This is a genomic window from Martelella lutilitoris, from assembly GCF_005924265.1.
Lineage (GTDB): Bacteria > Pseudomonadota > Alphaproteobacteria > Rhizobiales > Rhizobiaceae > Martelella > Martelella lutilitoris.
The window spans coordinates 41871-63712 of sequence record NZ_VCLB01000005.1 but is presented as its reverse complement, the minus strand read 5'-3'; the positions used below and the strand labels follow the sequence as shown (position 1 = coordinate 63712).

Annotated in this window: 22 protein-coding genes; 7 read left to right on the top strand and 15 right to left on the bottom strand. The window is 61.4% G+C overall.

Annotated features, from left to right (window positions below; translation table 11 throughout):
- Positions 1-14 precede the first annotated feature (14 nt).
- The 8 genes from FF124_RS09475 to FF124_RS09440 all read right to left on the bottom strand — a co-directional run bounded on the left by FF124_RS09475 (position 15) and on the right by FF124_RS09440 (position 8171).
- The gene (locus FF124_RS09475; protein ID WP_138748260.1) at positions 15-848 is read right to left on the bottom strand and encodes a polyphosphate kinase 2 family protein; all 834 of its coding nucleotides are present in this window, start codon (positions 846-848) and stop codon (positions 15-17) included.
- 28 nt (positions 849-876) lie between these two features.
- On the bottom strand, positions 877-3426 hold the full coding sequence (locus FF124_RS09470; protein WP_138748259.1) for a plasma-membrane proton-efflux P-type ATPase: 2550 nt from the start codon (positions 3424-3426) through the stop codon (positions 877-879).
- A 294-nt stretch (positions 3427-3720) separates the two neighbouring features.
- Entirely contained in the window at positions 3721-4245 is a 525-nt protein-coding gene (locus FF124_RS09465; protein ID WP_138748258.1) for a MerR family transcriptional regulator, read from the bottom strand.
- 104 nt (positions 4246-4349) lie between these two features.
- Positions 4350-4694, bottom strand: coding sequence for an integration host factor subunit alpha (locus FF124_RS09460; RefSeq protein WP_024709611.1), 345 nt, complete (start codon positions 4692-4694; stop codon positions 4350-4352).
- A gap of 103 nt (positions 4695-4797) precedes the next feature.
- Positions 4798-5766, bottom strand: coding sequence for a beta-ketoacyl-ACP synthase III (locus tag FF124_RS09455; protein ID WP_138748257.1), 969 nt, complete (start codon positions 5764-5766; stop codon positions 4798-4800).
- A 57-nt stretch (positions 5767-5823) separates the two neighbouring features.
- Complete coding sequence (plsX, locus tag FF124_RS09450; protein ID WP_138748256.1) at positions 5824-6870, bottom strand: phosphate acyltransferase PlsX; 1047 nt, start codon at positions 6868-6870, stop codon at positions 5824-5826.
- A gap of 169 nt (positions 6871-7039) precedes the next feature.
- Entirely contained in the window at positions 7040-7624 is a 585-nt protein-coding gene (locus FF124_RS09445; protein ID WP_187326888.1) for a YceD family protein, read from the bottom strand.
- On the bottom strand, positions 7617-8171 hold the full coding sequence (locus tag FF124_RS09440; protein ID WP_138748254.1) for a ubiquinol-cytochrome C chaperone family protein: 555 nt from the start codon (positions 8169-8171) through the stop codon (positions 7617-7619). Before FF124_RS09440 ends, FF124_RS09445 begins: the two co-directional genes overlap by 8 nt.
- Positions 8172-8476: 305 nt before the next feature.
- Here FF124_RS09440 and FF124_RS09435 point away from each other — a divergent pair, with 305 nt between their 5' ends.
- Positions 8477-8989, top strand: coding sequence for an outer membrane protein assembly factor BamE (locus FF124_RS09435; protein WP_138748548.1), 513 nt, complete (start codon positions 8477-8479; stop codon positions 8987-8989).
- A 102-nt stretch (positions 8990-9091) separates the two neighbouring features.
- Here FF124_RS09435 and FF124_RS09430 read toward each other — a convergent pair whose 3' ends face one another.
- The gene (locus FF124_RS09430) at positions 9092-11227 is read right to left on the bottom strand and encodes a sodium-translocating pyrophosphatase (protein ID WP_138748253.1); all 2136 of its coding nucleotides are present in this window, start codon (positions 11225-11227) and stop codon (positions 9092-9094) included.
- A 448-nt stretch (positions 11228-11675) separates the two neighbouring features.
- Between FF124_RS09430 and FF124_RS09425 the strand changes: the two genes are divergently transcribed.
- Entirely contained in the window at positions 11676-12317 is a 642-nt protein-coding gene (locus tag FF124_RS09425) for a TetR/AcrR family transcriptional regulator (RefSeq protein ID WP_138748252.1), read from the top strand.
- A gap of 113 nt (positions 12318-12430) precedes the next feature.
- A complete protein-coding gene (locus FF124_RS09420) occupies positions 12431-13282 on the top strand; it encodes a DUF6920 family protein (RefSeq protein ID WP_138748251.1) in 852 nt (283 codons plus the stop codon).
- Between the two features lie 46 nt (positions 13283-13328).
- Here FF124_RS09420 and nusB read toward each other — a convergent pair whose 3' ends face one another.
- From nusB to FF124_RS09395, 5 genes are all read right to left on the bottom strand, one after another.
- On the bottom strand, positions 13329-13793 hold the full coding sequence (gene nusB, locus FF124_RS09415) for a transcription antitermination factor NusB (protein ID WP_138748250.1): 465 nt from the start codon (positions 13791-13793) through the stop codon (positions 13329-13331).
- Between the two features lie 151 nt (positions 13794-13944).
- Entirely contained in the window at positions 13945-14427 is a 483-nt protein-coding gene (nrdR, locus tag FF124_RS09410) for a transcriptional regulator NrdR (protein ID WP_138748249.1), read from the bottom strand.
- Complete coding sequence (gene glyA / locus FF124_RS09405) at positions 14427-15731, bottom strand: serine hydroxymethyltransferase (RefSeq protein ID WP_138748248.1); 1305 nt, start codon at positions 15729-15731, stop codon at positions 14427-14429. Before glyA ends, nrdR begins: the two co-directional genes overlap by 1 nt.
- A 132-nt stretch (positions 15732-15863) precedes the next feature.
- On the bottom strand, positions 15864-17159 hold the full coding sequence (locus FF124_RS09400) for a L,D-transpeptidase family protein (protein WP_138748247.1): 1296 nt from the start codon (positions 17157-17159) through the stop codon (positions 15864-15866).
- 129 nt (positions 17160-17288) lie between these two features.
- On the bottom strand, positions 17289-17696 hold the full coding sequence (locus tag FF124_RS09395; protein WP_138748246.1) for a DUF6163 family protein: 408 nt from the start codon (positions 17694-17696) through the stop codon (positions 17289-17291).
- A 242-nt stretch (positions 17697-17938) separates the two neighbouring features.
- Here FF124_RS09395 and hemB point away from each other — a divergent pair, with 242 nt between their 5' ends.
- The 4 genes from hemB to mscL all read left to right on the top strand — a co-directional run bounded on the left by hemB (position 17939) and on the right by mscL (position 20944).
- Entirely contained in the window at positions 17939-18961 is a 1023-nt protein-coding gene (gene hemB, locus FF124_RS09390) for a porphobilinogen synthase (protein ID WP_138748245.1), read from the top strand.
- Between the two features lie 122 nt (positions 18962-19083).
- Positions 19084-19551, top strand: coding sequence for an RDD family protein (locus tag FF124_RS09385; protein ID WP_138748244.1), 468 nt, complete (start codon positions 19084-19086; stop codon positions 19549-19551).
- A gap of 90 nt (positions 19552-19641) precedes the next feature.
- Positions 19642-20394 carry an arginyltransferase gene (locus tag FF124_RS09380; protein ID WP_138748547.1) on the top strand — a complete coding sequence of 251 codons (753 nt, stop codon included), beginning with the start codon at positions 19642-19644 and terminating at the stop codon, positions 20392-20394.
- A 97-nt stretch (positions 20395-20491) separates the two neighbouring features.
- Positions 20492-20944, top strand: coding sequence for a large conductance mechanosensitive channel protein MscL (gene mscL, locus FF124_RS09375; RefSeq protein ID WP_138748546.1), 453 nt, complete (start codon positions 20492-20494; stop codon positions 20942-20944).
- Positions 20945-21629: 685 nt separating this feature from the next.
- On the opposite strand, the gene FF124_RS09370 is transcribed toward mscL, so the two are convergent.
- A complete protein-coding gene (locus tag FF124_RS09370; RefSeq protein ID WP_138748243.1) occupies positions 21630-21833 on the bottom strand; it encodes a hypothetical protein in 204 nt (67 codons plus the stop codon).
- Between the last annotated feature and the right edge of the window lie 9 nt (positions 21834-21842).

The window sequence follows — 21842 nt, the reverse complement described above, 5'->3', positions numbered from 1 at the left end:
AGGAAATATGCAGCTTAGCCGCTGCGCACGGCATGGTGATATTTGCGATAGATCTCGGCCAGATCCACCGTCGGCTGGGGCGTTTCGATCCGCATGTCGAGAAGGGTCTGGTGGATGATCTTCGCCGCCGCCAGGTTGCGGAACCACTTCCGGTTGGCCGGCAGCACATACCAGGGCGCATGCTCGGTTGAGCATTTCGACAGCATGTCCTCATAGGCCGCGATATAGTCGTCCCAGCGCTCCCGCTCGGAATAGTCCGAGCCGGAAATCTTCCACTGGCGCTCCTTGTCCTCCAGCCGCTTCTCGAAGCGATCAAGCTGCTCGTCCTTGGAGATATAGAGGAAGAACTTGACGATGCTGACGCCGTTTTCGGAGAGGAACTCCTCGAAATGGTTGATCTGCCGGTATCGCTTCGACCACACGCTTTCAGGCACCAGATTGTGAACGCGGGCAACGAGGACATCTTCGTAATGCGAACGGTTGAAGACGGCGACCTGGCCCAGCGCCGGCGTGCGCTGATGCACGCGCCAGAGGAAATCATGGGCCTTTTCCGTTTCGGTCGGCTGTTTGAAGCTCGCCACATAGGTGCCCTGCGGGTTCATCGCCCGGATCACATGCCAGCAAACGCCGTCCTTGCCCGCGGCATCGATGCCCTGCAGCACGACAAGAAGCGCGTGTTTCTTTTCGGCATAGAGCTTTTCCTGCAGCGGCGTGATCTCGTCGAGAACAGCGTCAAGCTCCGCCTTGCCCTCTTCCTTGTCCTTGATGCTGCCGTGAAAGGACGGGTCGATATCGGCAAGCCGAACCGCGCTTGCGGGCTCGATCCTCAGTTTTTCGCGAAAATCCATCGGCAGGCCTCCCTTTTACCGGCCAAGTCTAACGAAAGAGCCGTTCATTGACCACATCGATCGACATGGCTCTGCGGGCGCTGCGGTTTTCCAGAACATGGTCGATCCCGATCCTGACCAGCCCGATGATGAACAGCCAGACAATCAGGTAAATCCAGACGAAGCCGATCAGCCTCCAGGGGATCTCGGGCACGATGATACCGAACCCGCACATCAGCACGGCGACAAGCTGCGTGGCGAAAATGGCGATGAGCAAAGGCGGCGCGGGATAGGGTTTCTTCATGAACCAGTTTTCCTTGCGGCTGACCAGCATCAGCAGATGACCGCCGGCGACAAGTTGCAGGAACATCATCGACTGGAGGTGGGACTGGTCGGTCAGCCCAAGTCCCGCCCAGCGTCCCGGTTCCGACAGCACTTCCATGCCCATCAGCAACAGGCCGAAGGACTGGACGATGGAGGCAAAGCCGAGCACGGCGGAGACCGAAAGAAGGTGCGGCATGCGCCACCGGATCGGCTGTTCGGAGACGCTGGTATTGTCATAGGCCACCGTCATGATCGGGATATCGTCGAGGAGCGACATCAGCACGATCATGATCGGCGTCAGCGGCTGGAAACCGAGGAAGATGGTCGACAGCACCACCAGGAACATGATGTCCATGGTCAGCGCCACGCGATAGATCGTGTAGCTGGTGATCCGGCCGAAGATGCGTCGCGCCTCGTCGATCGCATTCTGGATCACGGAAAGGCCGGGCGCCGTCAGGATCAAAGCGGCGGCGCCCCGCGCCGCATCCGTCGCGCCGGAAACGGCGATACCGCAATCGGCCTGTTTCAGCGCCGGCGCGTCATTGACGCCGTCGCCGGTCATCGCCACCAGATGGCCGTTCTTCTGGAAGGTCTTGACGATCGCGTATTTGTGCTCGGGGAACACCCGGGCAAAGCCGTCCGCCGTCAGGATCCGGTTGGCAATCGGACCAGGCACATTGTCCGGGTCCATGTCCTTCGGAAAGACCTCCGCGGCAGGCAGGATATTGGTGCCAAGGCCGAGCTGGCGCGCCGTCTCCTTGGCAATCGCGGTGTCGTCGCCGGTGATCATCTTCACGGAGACGCCCTTGGCGCGGACATTCTCGATCGTCTGTTTCGAATCGTCGCGCGGCGGATCGAACATCGGCAGGATGCCGAGCAGCGTCCAGCTTGCGCCGCCGTCATCGGAGCGGGCGACGGCGAGCGCGCGATAGCCCTTGGCGCCGAGTTCTGCGACATGGGCGTCGACCTCATCGGCAACCGCCTTGTCCGCATTGGCCAGGAGAACGATCGCGTGCGGCGCGCCCTTGGATGTCAGGAACGCCTTGCCGTCGGGACCGTTGATCGTCGCCTCGGTGCGCTTTGACACGGGATCGAAGGGCGTGAACTTGCCGATCGTGTACTGCTTGAGCACGGCCTTGTCGGCAAGCGCGCCAATCACCGCGCCGTCGATCGCATCGCCGTCCTCGGCGCGCGAGGCGAGCGCGCCGGCGAGCACGATGTCCTCGGCCTTTGCCCCGCCGACCGGGATCGGATCGCCGAGCGTCAGGATATTCTTCGTCAGCGTTCCGGTCTTGTCGGAGCAGAGAATATCGGCGCCGGCCATTTCGTCGATCGACGACAGACGCGAGACGATCGCCTTCTCCTTCGACAACGCCAGCGCGCCAAGCGCCATGGTGATGGAGAATACCGCCGGCATCGCCACGGGAATGGAGGCGACCAAAAGCACCAGCACGAATTGCAGAATGCCGAGCGCATCGGCGAGACCCCAGTTGTCGGTCTTGACGATGTCGACATAGACCTGGACGGCGACCATGATCAGCGCCAGCACGACCGCCACGACGATCAGGAAATTGCCGATCTGGAACATCGCCTTCTGCGCCTGGCTGACGGCGCCGGCGCCGGCGACAAGCTTGGCGGTGCGACCGAAGAAGGTCTCCGACCCCGTTTCGGTGACGACGGCCGCCATCTCGCCCTGTTTCACCACGCTGCCCGAATAGGCGATATCGCCGACCGTCTTGTTGACCGGAAGCGATTCGCCCGTCAGCGCCGCCTGGTCGATCGAGGCGTAGTCGCCGGAGACCAGACGAACATCGGCGGGCACGATGCCGCCCAATCGGATCTTGATGATGTCGCCCGGCACGAGCGTTGCCGCATCAATGACGGCAAACTTGCCGTCGCGCAGCGCCGTTGCCTGCGGGGCGAGCGAGTTCTTGAGTGCCGCGAGCGCGCTTGTCGCCTTGCTGTCCTGGTAGAATTCGAGGCCGGCGTTGAAGAGCAGCAGGCCGAAGATGATGATGAAGTCGCCCGTATCCCCGAGGATCAAAGACACCAGCGCGGCGGCCTCGATCATGAAGGCGATCGGGCCGACGAAGTGCTGGGCAATCTTCTTGAAAAGGCTGGTCTTTTCCTCGGGCAATGCGTTGGGGCCATATTGCGCCAGCCGCTTTTGCGCCTCCGCCGCGCTCAGGCCCTTTTCGGGGTCGACGCCGAGCTTTTCCAGAACCGCCTCGACCGGCAGGCTTTCCAGGTCATTGGCCGCTGCATTCTCCGCCATCATCATTCTCCAAAATCATGGCGCATCGTGTCGGGCACCGCCGTCGCGATCCGCAAACTCACCCCCGAAACCGGCCTTCGTATTGAGACGATACGAAATTGCCACCATAAGTGGAAGCAGAATGGGACGGCTTTGGCAATACGGGAGTCGCAATTCCCCCTCTGGCGGACACTATAGCGCAGCCGTGAAGACAGGAATTTGAAGAGGATCAACGCCGATGCGGGGCCCGGCCGCAGACATGACAAAGCCCCGTTGCCGGGGCTTTTGCTGTACTGCAGGCCGAGGAGAAGACCGTCAGCGCACCTGATCGAGCAGGCGCTTGCATTCCAGGAGGTCGTAGAGCACTTCTTGCAGGAGCGCGTCATCCGAGCGCGCCAGGCCAGAGGCGGGATCGACAGCCCCCTCCTCATCCTTCTTGCGGCGGAAAAAGCCGGTCCCGCCGGCTTTCTTCGGACGTCCGACAACCTGGTCATCGTCGAAGATCGAGGGTTGATCCTCGTTCTGCCGGGCCTCCGGCGTCACGGCCAGCGCCTCGACAAGCTCGGCGTCGCCGCTGCCGATCGCGGTGACAAACCGGTTGCCGTTGCTCTTCAGCAGCTTCTGCACGCCCTTGATGGTATAGCCGTGATCATAGAGGAGGTGACGGATCCCCTTCAGAAGCTCGATGTCCTCGGGGCGATAGTAGCGGCGACCGCCGCCCCGCTTCATCGGCTTGACCTGTGTGAACCGCGTTTCCCAGAAGCGCAGCACGTGCTGCGGCAACTCCAGCTCTTCCGCGACTTCGGAAATGGTGCGAAATGCCTCGGGAGACTTGTCCATGGGCTCAGCCGTCCTCGCCTGCCAGAATGATCGAATCGGACCTGTATTTCAGCGCGATAAGGCCGGCAAAGCAAGCCGGGCAGAAGACCGTTCCGGCAAATGCCTCAGGAGGCCGATTTCTGCGCGGCCTTTTCGGCCTTGTGCTTGCGGTTGAGATGCGCCTTCAGGATCTTCTGCTTCAACACGTTTGACGCCTTGAAGGTCATGACCCGCCGCGGCGAGATCGGCACTTCCTCGCCGGTCTTCGGGTTCCGGCCGATCCGCTCGTTCTTGTCACGCACCTGAAAGGTCGCGAAGGAAGAGAGCTTCACCGTCTCGCCCTTGACGATCGCGTCGCAGATTTCATCGATAACGGTCTCGACCAGCTCGGCCGATTCCGTACGGGAAAGTCCCACCTTGCGGAACACCGACTCGGCCAGATCCGCACGCGTCACAGTTTTGCCAGGCATTGCCGCATCCCAGTTTTCTTAATTTCCCCTTGGCCAAGACACTATTGCTGTGCGGCAGGGCGGTCAAGCGCATGAAAGGACTGATTTCGTTGCGCGAAGCGCATTACCAGCGCAAAAGCACCGCTCCCCAGGTAAATCCGCCGCCCATCGCCTCCAGCATCACCATATCGCCGCGTTTGATCCGGCCATCGCCTGCAGCCGTTGCGAGCGCCAGCGGAATGGAGGCCGCCGATGTATTGGCGTGCTGATCCACGGTCACGACAACCTTGTCCATCGGAATGCCGAGCTTCTTTGCCGAGCCTTCGATGATCCGTCGGTTCGCCTGGTGCGGTACCAGCCAATCGAGTTGGTCGATGTCGATTTTCGCTTCGGCGAAGGCCGACTCGATCACATCGGTGATCATCCCGACGGCATGTTTGAAGACCTCGCGGCCCTCCATGCGCAGATGGCCGATGTCGCCTGTAGTGGAAACGCCGCCATCGACATAGAGTTTCTGGCAATGGGAGCCGTCGGAGCGCAGGCTGGCGGCAATGATCCCGCGATTTTCCGCCTCGCTCTCTTCCTTTGCCTCCAGCACGAGCGCGCCGGCGCCGTCGCCGAACAACACGCAGGTCGTCCGGTCGGTCCAGTCGAGAAGCCGCGAAAACGTCTCCGCGCCGATCACCAGAACGCGGCGCGCGCGCCCGGCGCGGATGAAATTGTCGGCCGTCGTCAACGCATAGACGAAGCCGGAACAAACCGCCTGCATATCGAAGGCAAAGCCGTGCTCCATGCCGAGCCGGTTCTGGATGTTCACGGCCGTTGCCGGAAAGGTGTTGTCGGGGGTCGACGTCGCCACCACGATCAGATCGATATCGGCGGGCGCGAGGCCCGCATTGTCGAGCGCCGCGCGCGCGGCCTTCTCGCCGAGCGATGCCGTGGTCTCCTCGGGGCCGGCGATATAGCGCTGGCGAATGCCGGTGCGCTGCTGGATCCAGCTGTCGGTCGTGTCCACAAGCTGCCGCAGTTCGTCATTGGTGACCGCGCGCTCTGGCAGCGCCGCACCGAAACCACAAACGACAGATCGCATCATATTGTTATTCCTTGTTGGCAGACATTGCGGCCGGTAAGCCGTTTGCGCACTGTCGCTTCAGGCCGCTTCCGGCCCCATGGGTGATTCATTGCGCGCGTGATACTCGCTCAGATCATGCTGGATCTTGGCCTGCAGCCCGTTATGCACCATGTCATAGGCCACCTCGATCGCCGAGGCATAACCTTCGGCGTCCGTGCTGCCGTGGCTCTTGATCACGATGCCGTTCAGACCGAGAAACACGCCGCCATTGACCTTGCGCGGATCAAGCTTCTCGCGCAGCATGCGGAAGGCGCCGCGGGCAAAGAGATAGCCGATGCGCGACATCAGCGTGCGCGACATGGCCGAACGCAGATATTCGGCGATCTGGCGGGCTGTGCCCTCCGCCGTCTTCAGCGCGATATTGCCGGTAAAGCCCTCGACAACGAAGACATCCACCGTGCCCCGGCCGAGATCGTCGCCCTCGACGAAGCCGGCATAATCGAGATTGTCGATATCGGCCTCGCGGAGAAGCTTTCCAGCTTCCTTGACCTGTTCGACGCCCTTCACTTCCTCGACGCCGACATTGAGAAGACCGACGGTCGGCTTCTTCAGCTCGAACAGCGCGCGCGCCATCGCTCCGCCCATCAAGGCGAAATCAAGGAGTTGCTTGGCGTCCGCGCCGATCGTGGCGCCGATGTCGAGAACGATGCTTTCGCCCTTCAAGGTCGGCCAGATGCCGGCGATCGCCGGGCGGTCGATATCGGGCATGGTCTTCAGGCAGAACATGGCCATGGCCATCAGCGCGCCGGTGTTGCCGGCCGAAACGGCGGCGTCGGAGTGGTCTTCCTTCACCGCTTCGATCGCCCGCCACATGCTGGAAACATTGCGTCCGCGCCGCAAGGCCTGGCTCGGCTTTTCGTCCATGCCGACGGCGACCTCGCAATCGACCACGCGCGCCTGATCCTTGAGTTTGGGATAGGAGGCAAGAAGCGGTTCGATGACGGACTGCCGACCGTAGATAATATAGCTGATGTCGGGGTGACGCGTCAGAGCCTCAGCGGCGCCTGCGATGGCGACTTCCGGTCCGACATCTCCCCCCATGGCATCAATGGAAATTCTAATCAAACGTTCGAGATCCCTGTTTGCACGCATCCGGAGAAGCCGGGCCAAAATACCGTTTTTGCTGCGGGAGACAACTGCCGCGAGGCAAAAACAGCAATTAACATGCGTTTTGCCGGAAAGCCCCGCCCGACAGCGCCAAAGGCCGGCCCGGAAGGGCTCTCCTCTCCGTCGCCTACTCTTCTCCTCCGCCCTTCCAGTCCTTCAGCGCGGCGAAAGGCGATTCCTTTTCTGCCGTCGCCTCCCCCTCATCGCCCTCATCGCTGACGTCCGGCGGCAGTTCCGCATCGGGCTTGCGCGGATAGGGATCGATAGCAAGCCCGATCGCCTCGATGACGACAGCGGCGATGTCGATCTCGCTGCCGGAAAAAGGCTCCGGATCATCAGGTCCTTCCGGGTCGACCAGAAGCTCGCCCTCCTCATTGACCTTGCGCCTGAACTGCCGGGACTGCTCGGGTAGATAGGTCGCGTCCACCGGTGCAGACAGATCCGTCTCGATCGGCTCCAGCGTCACCACGCAGGACTGCACGATATGGGCCTTCACGTCGCCCCGCACCCGCACGCCCTCGCGCCGGAAGGGCGTTATCCTCAGATCGGCCGCAAGCGCGGTCACGGCGTCGACGTCAAGGAAACCGGCCAGACGCTCAAGCTCGTCACCCTTCGCCTCAAGGCGCATTTCGAACGGCACCGCAGCCGCCCGCGCCACCGCAAAGGGGCGCGAGAACGGCAGGGGCTTCTCGTTCGCATTCTTCTCAGACACGTCCCGTCTCCATGCTTTCGGGCACGAGGAAGCTGACCATCCCCGTTTCCACGACAATTTCATCGATCCTGTCGAGATGATCGGCATTCGCCAGCATCCAGCGCGCAAGCTCCGCCATATCGGCGGGGTCGGCCTCGACAGAGTGGATATTCTGGGCGAGCGCGATGGCAAGCTGCTCAAGGTCGCGATCCTGCAGGCAGCGCACATAGCGTTCGAGGCGCCCGTAAAACATGCCGGCGAGCTTCTTCATCCGCTTGGGCACCGAATTGTCGCCGACCCCCAGCTCGCGAATCGAATAGTCGATATCCATAAAAAAGGCGTCGACGACCTCCTGGGCCATCTGCTTTCCGCTCTCAGATGATTTCGAGGTGCGCCGCAAGAACAGGATCATCACCACGGAGAGCATCTCGAAACGGCCCATCACCGTATCGGGAACGCCGTAATCCGTATAGAAACAGGGTTGTCGCGCCGTTGCCGTGATCACGCCATATTGGCGCTGCACGATCAGGCGATTGGAGCGGCTCTTGCCGAAAATCCTCAGGATCATCCTACTCTCTTCACTTGGCTGTGACGACTGGTCACGAACCGCCCGCACAATTGCATCCCGGCACAAGCTGGTTTATCCATTTGAGTTGGAAAACGCGAGGCTTCGGGTTCATCCGGCAACAGGCGGTCTGTGCGCTCAAACAGAACCATGGTCAATGGTAGTTTGCGCGCTCGCTGCCCGCAACCGGGAATCGCGGCCAGAGCCAACCTTCATCGAAGGTGTGGCTTGCACCATGAAACAGGGCGGCCGGCCGGAAAGCCCCGCCGGCTTGATAAGAAGTTTTGCCAGGGAGTGGACGCTTGAAGATGCGCCGAGACTATTTTGATTTCCGACCGGTTCGTCCGGCTGCCGCGGGCGCGCTCTTTGCCGTCGCGCTCTTTACCGCAGGTTGCTCGACCTCTGACGTGATCGGCACCAAGGACGTCTTCTACCAGGGCTATGTCGTCGACGAAGAGCGGCTTCAGCTCGTCAAGGAAGGCTCAAGTCGCGAACAGGTCGTCCTGACGCTGGGCCAGCCGTCAACAACAGCGACCTTCGACAACGAGGTCCTCTTCTACATTTCGCAGCGCAAGGAGCGCCGTTTCGAATTCCAGAAGCCGCGTCTCGTCGATCAGGAAATTCTGGCGATCTACTTCAACGGCAATGGCCGCGTCGACAAGATCGCCCGCTATACGCTTGAAGACGGAAAGGTCGTGGACATGGTCTCCGAGACCACGCCAACCGGCGGCAAGGACATCACCTTCATCCAGCAGATCCTGCAGGGCACCGGCAGCAGCGCCGCCCGCGACTTCTTCGGCACCAACGGCGCCATCCAGTAGGACCCGGCTTGAACGTACAAACGATGAAGACCCCGCCTGCAAAACAGGCGGGGTCTTTATTTTTGCCCCGGCGGAGCGGCTCCGCCGGGTAAAGGCGTTTGCTCAGGCGAGAACCGCCAGAAGCAGAAGCGCGACGATATTGGTGATCTTGATCGCCGGGTTTACGGCAGGGCCGGCCGTATCCTTGTAGGGATCGCCAACCGTATCACCGGTGACGGAGGCCTTGTGGGCGTCCGAGCCCTTTTCGTGGGTCGTCCCGTCGGCATCGACGAAACCATCCTCGAAGCTCTTCTTGGCGTTGTCCCAGGCACCACCACCCGAGGTCATCGAGATGGCGACGAAGAGGCCGTTGACGATCACGCCGAGAAGCGAGGCGCCCAGCGCCGCGAAGGCGGAAGCCTTGGAACCGGAGAGGGCCCAGACGCCGAAGAACACGACGAGCGGCGCCAGCACCGGCAGCAGCGAGGGGATGATCATCTCGCGGATCGCGGCCTTGGTCAGCATGTCGACGGCACGACCGTAATCCGGTTTTTCCGTTCCGCCCATGATGCCGGGCTTTTCCTTGAACTGCCGGCGCACTTCGGCAACCACGGCACTGGCCGCGCGGCCAACGGCCGTCATCGCGATGCCGCCGAAGAGATAGGGAATCAGTCCGCCGAAGATCAGGCCGGCCACCACATAAGGGTTCGACAGCGAGAACGAGATATCGCCCATGTTCGCGTAGAAGGGATAGGTATCTCCGTTCGCTGCAAAATAGGCGAGGTCGTTCGAATAGGCGGCGAACAGAACCAGCGCGCCGAGACCGGCCGAACCGATGGCATAGCCCTTCGTGACGGCCTTGGTGGTGTTGCCGACGGCATCGAGCGCGTCGGTCGATTTGCGCACATCCGGATCGAGGCCGGCCATTTCGGCAATGCCGCCGGCATTGTCGGTGACCGGGCCGAAAGCGTCGAGCGCCACGATCATGCCGGCAATGCCGAGCATGGCGGTGACCGCGATGCCCGTGCCGAACAGGCCGGCAAGCTGGTAAGTGGAGATAATGCCGCCGCAGATCACGATCGCCGGCAGCGCCGTCGCTTCAAGCGAGACGGCCAGACCCTGGATGACATTGGTGCCGTGGCCCGAGACCGATGCCTGGGCAATCGAGACCACCGGACGCTTGCCGGTACCGGTATAATACTCGGTGATGACGACGATCAACGCGGTGACGATCAGGCCGACAATGCCGCAGATGAACAGGGCCCAGCCGGTGATGTTGCGTCCGGCAACCTCGCCGAGCGAACCGAAACCGACGGTGAGCCAGGTGGCGATCCCGAGGCCGACGATCGACAGAAGACCGGTGACGATCAGGCCGCGATAAAGAGCGCCCATGATCGAGCCGTTGGCGCCGAGCTTGACGAAGAAGGTGCCGACGATCGAGGTCAGGATGCAGACCGCGCAGATGGCGAGCGGCAGCAACATGACATCGCCGAGAATGGCGCTTCCGCCGAAGAAGATGGCGCCGAGCACCATGGTGGCCACGACCGAGACGGCATAGGTCTCGAAGAGGTCGGCCGCCATGCCGGCGCAGTCGCCGACATTGTCGCCGACATTGTCGGCGATCGTCGCCGGGTTGCGCGGATCGTCTTCCGGGATTCCCGCTTCCACCTTGCCGACAAGGTCGCCGCCGACATCAGCGCCCTTGGTGAAGATGCCGCCGCCGAGACGGGCGAAGACCGAGATCAGCGAGGCGCCGAAGCCGAGCGCGACCAGCGCGTCGATCACTTCGCGGTCTGCCGGGGCATGGCCCAGCACAACGGTCAGGACATAGTAGTAAACCGATACACCGAGCAGCGCGAGACCGGCGACCAGCATGCCCGTGATTGCCCCCGACTTGAACGCGATGTCGAGACCGGCCGGCAGACTGTAGGATGCGGCCTGCGCGGTGCGGACATTGGCGCGCACAGAGACATGCATGCCGATGAAGCCGGCAGCCCCGGAAAGCACCGCACCGATCACAAAGCCGATCGCCGCACTCAGTGAGAGCAGCAGCCAGGCCAGAACGAAGACGACGACGCCGACGATCGCAATCGTTGTATACTGGCGCGTCAGATAGGCCTGCGCCCCTTCCCGGATGAAGCCCGCGATTTCCTTCATACGCGGGGTTCCCTGATCGGCAACCATTACCGAGCGCGTCGCCCAAAGGGCATACACGATCGACAGCAGGCCGCAGACAATCACGGCAAGCAATATCATCATTTCTCGCTTTCCTTCCCTCAACGGCACGAACGGGACAGGGCCTTGGCCACCCGCACTTGCCGAAATTGTTCACCGGCCGCTCCTGCCTGCCCGCGCGAAAAGCCTTCGCGAAAGCAGCAAAAGCCGCACCGTTCAATCCGCAGAACGCCTCATTCCCCTCCACGCCCTGCGGGTAAACAGGAGAGTGCTGTGGAGCGGACGAGGCGTCAAGGGCTTCCGCTCGACTTTAGAAGACCGTCATGGAGGCGGGCTTTGCGCTATCGCAAAGGCGAAGGGCAAAAATGAAACGATTTAAGCCGAAATCCCGAACCGGTCCTCTGTCCGGTTTAGCGGCGTTTACCACCCCGGCCCGAACCCCAAGAGTGATGAAAGGCGAAAAAGGAGTTGCATAATAAATTTAACTCCATTAATTTAATGTCATTAAATTTATTATCGGAAGAACAGAGACATGGCCCGCCCACGCAAGGAACTTCAAATTGAAATCGAAAAGGCAGCCCTCGCCGCGACCGTCGACCTTCTGTCGACCTGCCCGGTCGATGACATTTCGCTTGGCAGGATCGCCAAACAAATCGGCTGCAGCGCACCGGCGCTCTACACCCATTTTTCCAGCAAGAGCGCGCTCTTGAGAGCCGTGCATGACGAAGGCTTCAAGATGATGCTCGAACAGAAACTGACGACCGCAGCGCGCCATGCTTCCGATCCCGTAGACCGGTTGTGGGAAGGCGGGCTGGCCTATCTGCAATTTGCCTTCGAAAACCCGAATCTCTACCGCCTGATGTTCGATCCGCCAAAGGAAACGGGCGTGTCCGGCAATCCATTCGAGACGGATATCGGCGCCCGCTGCCTCACCGTGCTGATCGGCGCGGTCGAAGCCTGTCAGGCGGCGGGGTACCTGCCGCAGGCCGAGGCCGGAAAATTCGCCTTCCTGCTTTGGTCGACAGTCCACGGAGCGGCGATGCTCACCCTTCTCGACCGCGCGCCGGTGCCTGAAGGCGAAGACCCTCGAGACGCGGCCATCGCCGCCGTCGATGCATTGATGCGTTTCCTGATCGCGACCGGCCCACAAACGAAACCGGACGCCAACGCCTGAAATGCCGTGCGTCCATTCACGCGCTCATAGAACAATCCACCCTACCGAGTTGCCCCATCGCGCCTTGCGAACGGTACTTGCCGCTTGCGGGACGATGCACCAGGAGAAAGCCCATGATCATAAGGATTCTGAAATACGCCGCGGCAGGCCTTGCCGTCATCATTGTCGCGCTGATCGTCTGGATCGGCATTTCATATGTCGTCACCTTACGCGAGATCGCCGGCCATGTGCGCAGCGTGCGCGCCATTGCGGCCGAAGACCAATTTCCCCGGCCATCTGCGGCACAAATTCAAGCCTTGCCGGCGCCGGTGAAGCGCTATTTCGATTTTGCCATCAAGGAGGTCGATCCGTCCCTCACGGTCGTTTCCGTGGCCGAGGAAGGCATGTTCCGTCGCCCGCTGACAGAGGGATTTGGGCCGACACAGGCAGAGCAGACGATTTCGCTGTCGAGCCCGGCCCTGCTTTTCACCGCAACGACGCCGATCGCTCCGGGTATAGACGCGCGCGTCTACGATTACTTTGCCGGCGGCGAGATGGAAATGCGGGCAAAGCTCGCCTCGACTCTGACAGTCGTCGACGAAAAGGCCACTCCGGAACTCAACCGGATCTCCCTTCGGCGCTGGCTGTTGGAAAGTCCGCTCTTTCCCGTGGCGCTGCTACCCGGCGGACCGGTGCGCTGGGAACCCATCGACGAGCACAGCGCGCTGGCGACCGTGAGCGGGTTCGGACTTGAGGCAAGCATGATTGCCACCTTCCGGGACGATGGCAGCCTCGCAAGTTTCGACGCGACCGAGGACGGCGATCTGACGACGCCTTATCATGGGTCGGGCGAACATTCGGAACGCGGCGACTACCGCCTTGTCGCTGGCATGATGATCCCCCACACATTCCTCATCGCCCGAGCCGGCGATGGACGGGTCGAGCCATTCTGGAAAGGCCGCGTAACCGGAATCAGCTTCGAATGACCGAACCCACATAGCCTGCGAAAGGGCCTGAGTGTCGGTAGCGCGCTCAGGCCTTTTTTTCAGCCCGCTCTCGCCGGGCGATCCGGTCAAGCACGGCGTTGACGAGCTTGCCCTCATCGCCCTCGAAAAAGGCGGTGGCGATCTCGACATACTCGGTGACGATGACGGCCGTCGGCACATCGGGCTTCTTCACGATTTCGAAAACGCCGGCGCGCAGGATGGCGCGCAGCGTCGAATCAAGCCGTGACAGCGTCCAGCCTTCCGAAATCGCGTCCGAGATCTTCGGATCGAGCGACTTCTGTTCCTTCACGACGCCGCTGACGATCGCGCGGAACCAGGCCGGATCAGCCTTCAGGTAGACGTCGCCGTCGATTTCCTTGCCCAGACGATAGACCTCGTATTCGGCGAGCACATCGGCCAGCGCCGTGCCGGCGAGATCCATCTGGTAGAGCGCCTGAACGGCGGCAAGGCGGGCGGCGCCACGCTGGTTTGCGGTCTTTTCGGTCGTCATGGGTCTCCTCGCATTCCGAAGGGATGCGGTCAGTCTATAGAGGCGGTGCATGATTGCCCGCGCGTCATCACGAGCGGCTAAACCATGCCTGCCGGTCACTTGCAAGTATTTTGCTCTAGAAGCGCTCTTCTGCAGGGCAGAATTGCCCGCTTCAGATCTCGCTGGTCTCGTTGTCGCGGGCGAGCTTGGCGGAAAATTCGGCGATGATTTCCTCGAAATCTTCCGTTGTCGAAAAATCTCGATAGACCGAGGCAAAACGCACAAAGGCGACGTCATCGAGGTTCTTCAGCGCCTCAAGAACGAGGAGCCCGATCTCCTCGGACTGGATTTCGGGTTCGCCCGCGCTTTCCAGCCGCCGCACGATGCCTGACACGGCGCGTTCGATGCGCTCGCGTTCGACCGGTCGTTTTCGCAGCGCAATCTCGAAGGAGCGCACCAGCTTGTCGCGGTCGAACGGCACCTTTCGGCCGTTCTTCTTGACGACGACGAGCTCGCGCAGCTGCACGCGCTCGAAGGTGGTGAACCGCCCGCCGCAATCGGGACAGACGCGCCTGCGGCGGATGGACGTGTTGTCCTCCGCCGGGCGCGAATCCTTGACCTGGGTATCAGGCGAATTGCAGAACGGGCAGCGCATCAGCCCATATAGCCATACATCGGGAAGCGCTCGGTGAGCGCGACGACCTTTTCGCGCACGGCCTTTTCAACCGCCGCATTGCCCTCGTCGGAATTGGCTTCCTTGAGGCCGTCCAGAACCTCGACGATGAGCTTGCCGATCTCGGTGAATTCGGCCTCGGTAAAGCCGCGCGTCGTACCCGCCGGGGCGCCAAGACGCACGCCCGACGTCACGAAGGGCTTTTCCGGATCGAAGGGAATGCCGTTCTTGTTGCAGGTGATGTAGGCGCGGCCAAGGGCGGCTTCCGCGCGCTTGCCGGTGGCGTTCTTCGGCCGAAGGTCGACCAGCATGGAGTGGTTGTCGGTGCCGCCGGAAACCACGTCAAGCCCGCCTTCCATCAGCGAGGCGGCGAGCGCGCGCGAATTCTTGACCACCTGTTCGGCATAGGCCTTGAACTCCGGCTGCAGCGCCTCGCCGAAAGCCACGGCCTTGGCGGCGATCACATGCATCAGCGGCCCGCCCTGAAGGCCGGGGAATACGGCCGAATTGATCTTCTTGGCGATATCCGGATCATTGGTCAGCACCATGCCGCCGCGCGGACCGCGGAGCGACTTGTGCGTCGTCGTCGTGACAACATGGGCATGCGGGCACGGCGAGGGATGCACGCCGCCGGCGACAAGCCCTGCGATATGGGCCATGTCAACCATCAGATAGGCGCCGACGGAATCGGCGATCTCGCGGAAGCGCTTCCAGTCCCAGATGCGCGAATAGGCCGTGCCGCCGGCAATAATCAGCTTCGGGCGATGTTCCTCGGCCTTCTTGGCGACCTCATCCATGTCGATGAGGTTGTCCTCGCGGGAAACGCCGTAGGAGACGACGTCGAACCACTTGCCCGACATGTTGACGGGCGAACCATGGGTCAGGTGGCCGCCGGAATTGAGGTCGAGGCCCATGAAGGTATCGCCCGGCTGCAAGAGCGCGAGGAACACGGCCTGGTTCATCTGCGAGCCGGAATTCGGCTGCACATTGGCGAATTCGACGCCGAACAGCTTCTTGGCGCGCTCGATCGCGAGCTCCTCGGCGATGTCGACGAACTGACAGCCACCGTAATAGCGCTTGCCCGGGTAGCCCTCGGCATATTTGTTGGTCATGATCGAACCCTGCGCCTCGAGAACGGCGCGCGAAACGATGTTTTCCGAGGCGATCAGCTCGATTTCGTGGCGCTGGCGACCGAGCTCCTTGCCGATCGCATCGAAGATTTCCGGATCGGTGTCGGCGAGCGTGCGGTTGAAGAAGTTCTCGGTAAACACAGTCTGGCTTGTCATCGCGTGTTCCTCACTTGTGGCAGGCGGGCGGAAGCGTTCTATCCTCCGATCGATCATCGTGCAATAGACGAAAACCGCCGGCGAACATGGCCCGCCGACGGCATTTTTGATCATGAATACGAAGGCGTCGGGTTATTCGATGCCGCTGGTTGTCTGCAGCGCCAGTTCCGGCGCGCCGTCGAGATTGTAGATATCGTCGCGGAACTGCACGACGCCGTCCTTTGCCGACCAAGCGGTGATGTAGACGAAGTGGTTCGGCACCGGATCGGCAAGGTTCACCGGCGTCGAGATGCCGCTGTGGATCGTCTCCTCGATATGCTGGCGATCCCAGCCGGGCGTGTTCTTCAGAAGCCAGACATCGAGGTCGCGGACGTTTTCGATGCGCACGCAGCCGGACGATTCGAAGCGCACGATATCGTTGAACAGCGACTGGCTCGGCGTGTCATGCATGTAGACGGCATGCTTGTTGTGGAAGTTGATCTTGGTGGACGCCATGGCGCTGTTGGGGCCCGGATCCTGACGGAAGGTCAGGTTCGGGGCCTTCTCCGCGTTCCAGTCAACCGTCATCGGATCGACCTCGTTGCCCTTGTTGTCGTAGAGCCTGATCTTGTTGTCGACCAGATAGTTGGGATCCTTGCGCATCAGCGGCATGATATCCTTCTGGATGATCGAGCGCGGCACGGTCCAGGGCGGATTGAAGATGATTTCGAAGATCTTCGAATTCAGGATCGGCGTCGGGCGCGACGGCCGGCCGACAATGGCGACATTGCGCAACGCCACGGTGTTCTGCTCCACCGCTTCGCAATAGGCGGCCGGAATATTGACCAGAACATATCGCTCGCCGAGGTCCGAGCCGAGATCCTCGACGCGCGAGAGATTGGTCTCCAACTGGGCGAGGCGCACGCGGGCGCCGACATTGAGCGCCTTCAGCGTGTACTCGTCGATATAACCGGTTTCCGACAGGCCGTGGCGGGCCTGGAAACGGCGTACCGCGCCCTGCACATAGGAATCGTAGGAGTCCGAAATCCCCGCCGAGCGCGGAAGGTCGCCGGAAACGATCAGCCGCTGACGCAGTTGCTGCACCGAGGGATCATAGACGCCAAACTGCAACGGCACATTGGGGTGCACCTCCGGCCAGCCACCGCTGGTGACGATCTGCTGATACTGGGCAATCGCCTGCATCAGGTTGGCCGGGGCGTTGGGTCCGAGGATCGGCTGGTTGGAACTGACGCTGGCCGGCGCGCGCGAGGTAAAGGCGTCGAACTGGTCGTCCCAGTTGCCGCGCCCGGGCGTGTTGATCAGAGCATCGACGGCCGATTGCGCGGAGGCCAGATGCGGCATCGCCAGCACACCGGCGGCGCCGGCGATGAAACGACGGCGCGACACAGTTTTCTTGGAAGGCGCTTTCCGGTCTAGGTCTTTTGTCATCAAATCCAAATCTCGTTCGATCCCTCGGGCGGTCAGGTCGCGCCCGTCTCTTTGTCGATGCCCTTGCACAGCAATATGGCCAATTATTGTCGATTTTCAAAGCCGGGCAGCAGGTCTTCTCGGCACATCCTAGCGCCGGCGAATGAAGGCAAGGTAAACCCAGAAGGAGACGTAGAGGCCGATCAACAGAATGTGAAGCGCCGACAGCCCCGGCGCATTGCCGAAGATATGCGGATAGGCGCTGTGGGCGCCGATCTGGACGACGGCGCCGAGCACCCAGAGCACGAATCCCCAGCCGGTCCCGAACCACAGCCCTGCGGCGGCCACGGGATAAAGAACGCAGAGCACGGCCTCGACGAAACGCACATCGGCATGCACAAGATCGAAGCGCCCTGCCCCGCCTTCCGTCAACCCGATCAGCGCCGCCCAGCTCGAAAGCGCCATGAAAAACAGGAAGGCAGCTACGCACCGCTTGAAAACCAGAAAAGCGGTCTGCGAAAAACTGGGTCTGGGCGCAATACTCGGCTCTGAAGTCATGATTGCCTTATACGCGCCAAACGCCCGCTGACAAACCCGGATCGGCTATGCCGATGTGACAAATTGGATTGTTTTGCAGAAGGGTGCGGCGTGCTAGATCACCGGGCGGCGAATTTGAAACGCCCGGTGATCCAGCTCTTTGCTTTAAGCATCGGGTTATCGAAAAACCGGATTCCACTTTTTCACCCGATGCTCTAAAAGCCTGACGAACATCAAAGACGTTGAAATGCCGGAGGACCAGGATGAACGACGCCAACGACAAGACCCACCTCGTCGACCGGATCACCGGCCACCGCCGCATGCGCCGCAACCGCAAGGCCGACTGGACGCGCAGGCTGGTGCGCGAGAACAGGCTGACGGTGGATGACCTGATCTGGCCGGTCTTCGTCATTCCCGGCGAAAACATCGAGGAGCCGATCCCGGCGATGCCCGGCGTGTCGCGGATGAGCGTCGACCGGCTGGCCGAGGCCGCCCGCAGGGCCGAGGCGCTCGGCATTCCCGCGATTGCCACCTTCCCCAACATCGCGCTGGAAAAGCGCGACATGAACGGCTCGGAGATCCTCAACCCGGACAATCTGATCAACCGGGCGACGCGCGCCGTGAAAAAGGCGGCGCCCGGCGTCGGCGTCATCACCGATGTCGCGCTTGATCCCTTCACCAGCCACGGCCATGACGGCATCCTGATCGGTGATGAGATCGTCAACGATGCCACGGTCGATCACATCTGCGCGGCGGCCGTACTGCAGGCCGAAGCGGGCGCCGACATCATCGCGCCTTCGGAAATGATGGACGGGCGCATCGGCGCGATCCGCGAGCGGCTGGATGCCGCCGGCTTCCAGAATGTCGGCATCATGTCCTATGCGACCAAGTTCTCCTCCGGCTTCTACGGCCCCTACCGCGAGGCGATCGCCACCAAGGGCCTGTTGAAGGGCGACAAGGCGAGCTACTACGTCGACACCGCCAACGGCACGGAAGCGCTGCGCGATGCGGCGCTGGACGTCGAGGAAGGCGCCGACATGCTGATGGTGAAGCCGGGCCTGCCCTATCTCGATATCTGCTGGCGGATGAAGGAGGCCTTCGGCCTTCCGGTCTTCGCCTACCAGGTCTCCGGCGAATACGCGATGATCCGCATGGCCGCCGAGCGCGGCGCCATCGACGGCGAGCGGGTGATGATGGAGACGCTTCTGTCGTTCAAGCGCGCCGGCTGCGACGGTATCCTCACCTATTTCGCGATGGAAGTCGCCGAAAAGCTGGCCAAATCGTGACAGCTTTGATGCTCCGACCGTTGCAATCGGGCGCCGGCAACCCACATTGACTTGTCGAGGGGCGCAGTGCCCTGACCGGCGGCGGGATGCCGTGGCGAGATTGAAACGAGCGAGCCAGAACGATGAGCATTGAACGCGACATATCCTCCTACGCGCCGAATGCCGGCAGCCCGGCCTACTCCGGCGTTCTGTCGCGCAGGGTTCTTGCCTTTCTGGTCGACTATCTGATCATCGCGATCCTGTGGGTGCCGGCGGCGGTGCTGCTGTTTTTCGTCGGCATCGCCACGCTCGGCCTCGCCTTTTTTCTCTATCCGGTGCTCTATTTCATCGTCGCCGTATTCTATTTCGGCTTCACCATGGGCGGCATCTCGCAGGCTTCTCTCGGCATGCGTTCTATGGGCCTCAGAATCGTGCGCACAGACGGATTGCGGATGGATTTTCTGACGGCGGCCGTGCATCTGGCGCTCTTCTGGCTGTTCAACTCGGTGCTGACGCCGCTCGTCCTGCTGGTCGGCCTTTTTACCGACCGCAAGCGCCTGCTGCATGATTTCCTCGTCGGCGCGGTGATCGTGCGCGAAGAGGCCGTGTGAAACGGGAACATTATCGGTACAAAGCACGGTTGACCTTTTGACCGATTGCGCCATGCTAGTGGTCGTAAACCGAAGCATGTTGTGCCGCTCATGAACACGCAAGCTACTCAGTCGCCTCAGTTTTACCTGACCGCTCCGGCGCAGTGCCCCTATCTGGAGGCAGAGCGCGAGCGCAAGGTCTTTACCCATCTCGTCGGCCCGCGCGCCGGCGAGATGAACGACCTTCTGACCCAGGGCGGTTTCCGGCGTTCGCAGAACATTGCCTATCGCCCGGCCTGCGAGAACTGCCGCGCCTGCGTCTCCGTCAGGATCGTGGCCGAGGAATTCGAAAAGCCCCGTTCGCTCAGACGCATCATCTCGCGCAACAGCGATCTCGCGGTTGCCGAGCGTCCGGCAATCGCCACCGCCGAGCAGTATGACCTGTTCCGCACCTATCTCGACAGCCGCCACCAGCGCGGCGGCATGGCCGACATGACAATCGACGATTACGCGGTGATGGTCGAGGAAACCCATGTGGAAACCCGGCTCTTCGAATACCGGGTTTCAACCGGCCGCCTCGGCGAAGAAGGCGAACTCGTCGCCGTCGCCCTTTCCGACATTCTCGTCGACGGGTTGTCGATGGTTTATTCCTTCTTCAACCCGGCCTATGTGAAGCGCTCGCTCGGCAGCTACATGATCGTCGACCATGTCTCCCGCGCTCAAAGACTGAGCCTTCCCTATGTCTATCTCGGCTACTGGGTCAAAGGCTCGCAGAAGATGGACTACAAGAAACGCTTCCAGCCGCAGGAACACCTGACCGGCAAGGGCTGGGAACGCGCCAAGGTGGAAGAGCCTGTGGAATAGGCTGCCCGCCGCCGCGCTTTTCAACCCCCACAGCATGGAACCTTCCGCCGCAATCGCCTAACCTTGTCCTGTCGCAACAGATAAGGACGGAGAGATGATGCTCAAGGAATTCAGGGATTTCATTGCCAGAGGCAATGTGGTGGACATGGCCGTCGGCATCATCGTCGGCGCGGCGTTCACCGCCATCGTCCGCTCGCTGGTGGCCGATATCATCGATCCGATCATCGGGCTGATTGTCGGCGGCATCGACTTTTCCGACATGTATTTCGTGATGAACGGCACGGTGCCCGAGGGCGCAAGTCTTGCCGACGCGCGCGATTCCAGCGCCGCGATCTTCGCTTACGGCGCCTTCATCACCTCTGTGATCAACTTCCTGATCATCGCCTTCGTCGTCTTCATGCTGGTGAAAACCATCAACCGGGTCCGCGCCGCAGCCGAACGCAAGGCGAAAAAGCAGGAAGAGGCCGCAGCCGCCGCTGCCCCGCCGCCCGGCCCGAACGAACTGGACGTGCTGCTCGAAATCCGCGATGCGTTGAAGAACAGGCAGTAGAGGCGGAAACGAAGCCGCCCTCACTCACGCTCTAGTATTCTGATTTTGTTGATTTTTGAGGAGCCAACCTAGCTGAAAAAATGCTGTGAACTTTCGGCCTCTATCGCCCGCTTTGCGGTGAGGCATCGACCAAGAAGGTCAAATCTGATGCGTCGATAAAGCACCGTCAAAACTGCAAAAAAACGCCCACCTTGGTCATGAATCGGCGGGCCGATATCGAGCACATTGCACTGACGACAAAGGTTGAGAGGTGAAGACAGATTCTCGGGAAGAGCTTTACGAGCAGGCTTGGTCCAAGCCCATGACCAAAGTTGCTGCAGAGTATGGCTTTACGGATACGGCGTCGAAGAAGAACCTGTGATCGCCTCCACATTCCAGCGCTGGAACGTGGGTGTTGGGCGAAGTTGGAATCCGACGAGCGGGAACGCCACCACCGGGAGGCGGAGGCTCGACGCCGGCGTGAAGAGGCATTCCACAGGCGCGAGCCGTATGGAGTTTGTGGATGTCGTCCATGAGCAACCGACCCAGGTCGATGCGCTCTGATGCCGGCTGCGGCTGCTTTGTCGAGAGGCTGGTTGGCGTGACGCATGTCGCCGTCCGCGATCGGAAGAATTGCATTCGATTCGATATCCCGCGCCGTAGCACGCGGTTGGGATCGGCAAGGACCGATAATGCTCATGCCGGCCTACCCCAGGACGTAGACATAGGCATAGGCGTAAGCGCATTCGGAGTTGATCGGCCCCGTCACGGGTTGCACGCTGCCGTCAAAGGCTTTCGAGACCGGGGCGGCGGCAATTGTCGCTACCGAGGCAGCGAGCAGTGCGCGGCGTGTTAATGGGAATTGTCCGCGTCTTTGCACGGCGATGGGATCTTCGTGATCGTCAATCATGCTCACTCC

Coding starts and splice junctions, on each gene's coding strand:
- FF124_RS09475 (WP_138748260.1), bottom strand. CDS start 848: ATGGATTTTCGCGAAAAACTGAGGATCGAGCCCGCAAGCGCGGTTCGG.
- FF124_RS09470 (WP_138748259.1), bottom strand. CDS start 3,426: ATGGCGGAGAATGCAGCGGCCAATGACCTGGAAAGCCTGCCGGTCGAG.
- FF124_RS09465 (WP_138748258.1), bottom strand. CDS start 4,245: ATGGACAAGTCTCCCGAGGCATTTCGCACCATTTCCGAAGTCGCGGAA.
- FF124_RS09460 (WP_024709611.1), bottom strand. CDS start 4,694: ATGCCTGGCAAAACTGTGACGCGTGCGGATCTGGCCGAGTCGGTGTTC.
- FF124_RS09455 (WP_138748257.1), bottom strand. CDS start 5,766: ATGATGCGATCTGTCGTTTGTGGTTTCGGTGCGGCGCTGCCAGAGCGC.
- FF124_RS09440 (WP_138748254.1), bottom strand. CDS start 8,171: ATGATCCTGAGGATTTTCGGCAAGAGCCGCTCCAATCGCCTGATCGTG.
- FF124_RS09435 (WP_138748548.1), top strand. CDS start 8,477: ATGCGCCGAGACTATTTTGATTTCCGACCGGTTCGTCCGGCTGCCGCG.
- FF124_RS09430 (WP_138748253.1), bottom strand. CDS start 11,227: ATGATGATATTGCTTGCCGTGATTGTCTGCGGCCTGCTGTCGATCGTG.
- FF124_RS09425 (WP_138748252.1), top strand. CDS start 11,676: ATGGCCCGCCCACGCAAGGAACTTCAAATTGAAATCGAAAAGGCAGCC.
- FF124_RS09420 (WP_138748251.1), top strand. CDS start 12,431: ATGATCATAAGGATTCTGAAATACGCCGCGGCAGGCCTTGCCGTCATC.
- nusB (WP_138748250.1), bottom strand. CDS start 13,793: ATGACGACCGAAAAGACCGCAAACCAGCGTGGCGCCGCCCGCCTTGCC.
- nrdR (WP_138748249.1), bottom strand. CDS start 14,427: ATGCGCTGCCCGTTCTGCAATTCGCCTGATACCCAGGTCAAGGATTCG.
- glyA (WP_138748248.1), bottom strand. CDS start 15,731: ATGACAAGCCAGACTGTGTTTACCGAGAACTTCTTCAACCGCACGCTC.
- FF124_RS09400 (WP_138748247.1), bottom strand. CDS start 17,159: ATGACAAAAGACCTAGACCGGAAAGCGCCTTCCAAGAAAACTGTGTCG.
- FF124_RS09395 (WP_138748246.1), bottom strand. CDS start 17,696: ATGACTTCAGAGCCGAGTATTGCGCCCAGACCCAGTTTTTCGCAGACC.
- hemB (WP_138748245.1), top strand. CDS start 17,939: ATGAACGACGCCAACGACAAGACCCACCTCGTCGACCGGATCACCGGC.
- FF124_RS09385 (WP_138748244.1), top strand. CDS start 19,084: ATGAGCATTGAACGCGACATATCCTCCTACGCGCCGAATGCCGGCAGC.
- FF124_RS09380 (WP_138748547.1), top strand. CDS start 19,642: ATGAACACGCAAGCTACTCAGTCGCCTCAGTTTTACCTGACCGCTCCG.
- mscL (WP_138748546.1), top strand. CDS start 20,492: ATGCTCAAGGAATTCAGGGATTTCATTGCCAGAGGCAATGTGGTGGAC.
- FF124_RS09370 (WP_138748243.1), bottom strand. CDS start 21,833: ATGATTGACGATCACGAAGATCCCATCGCCGTGCAAAGACGCGGACAA.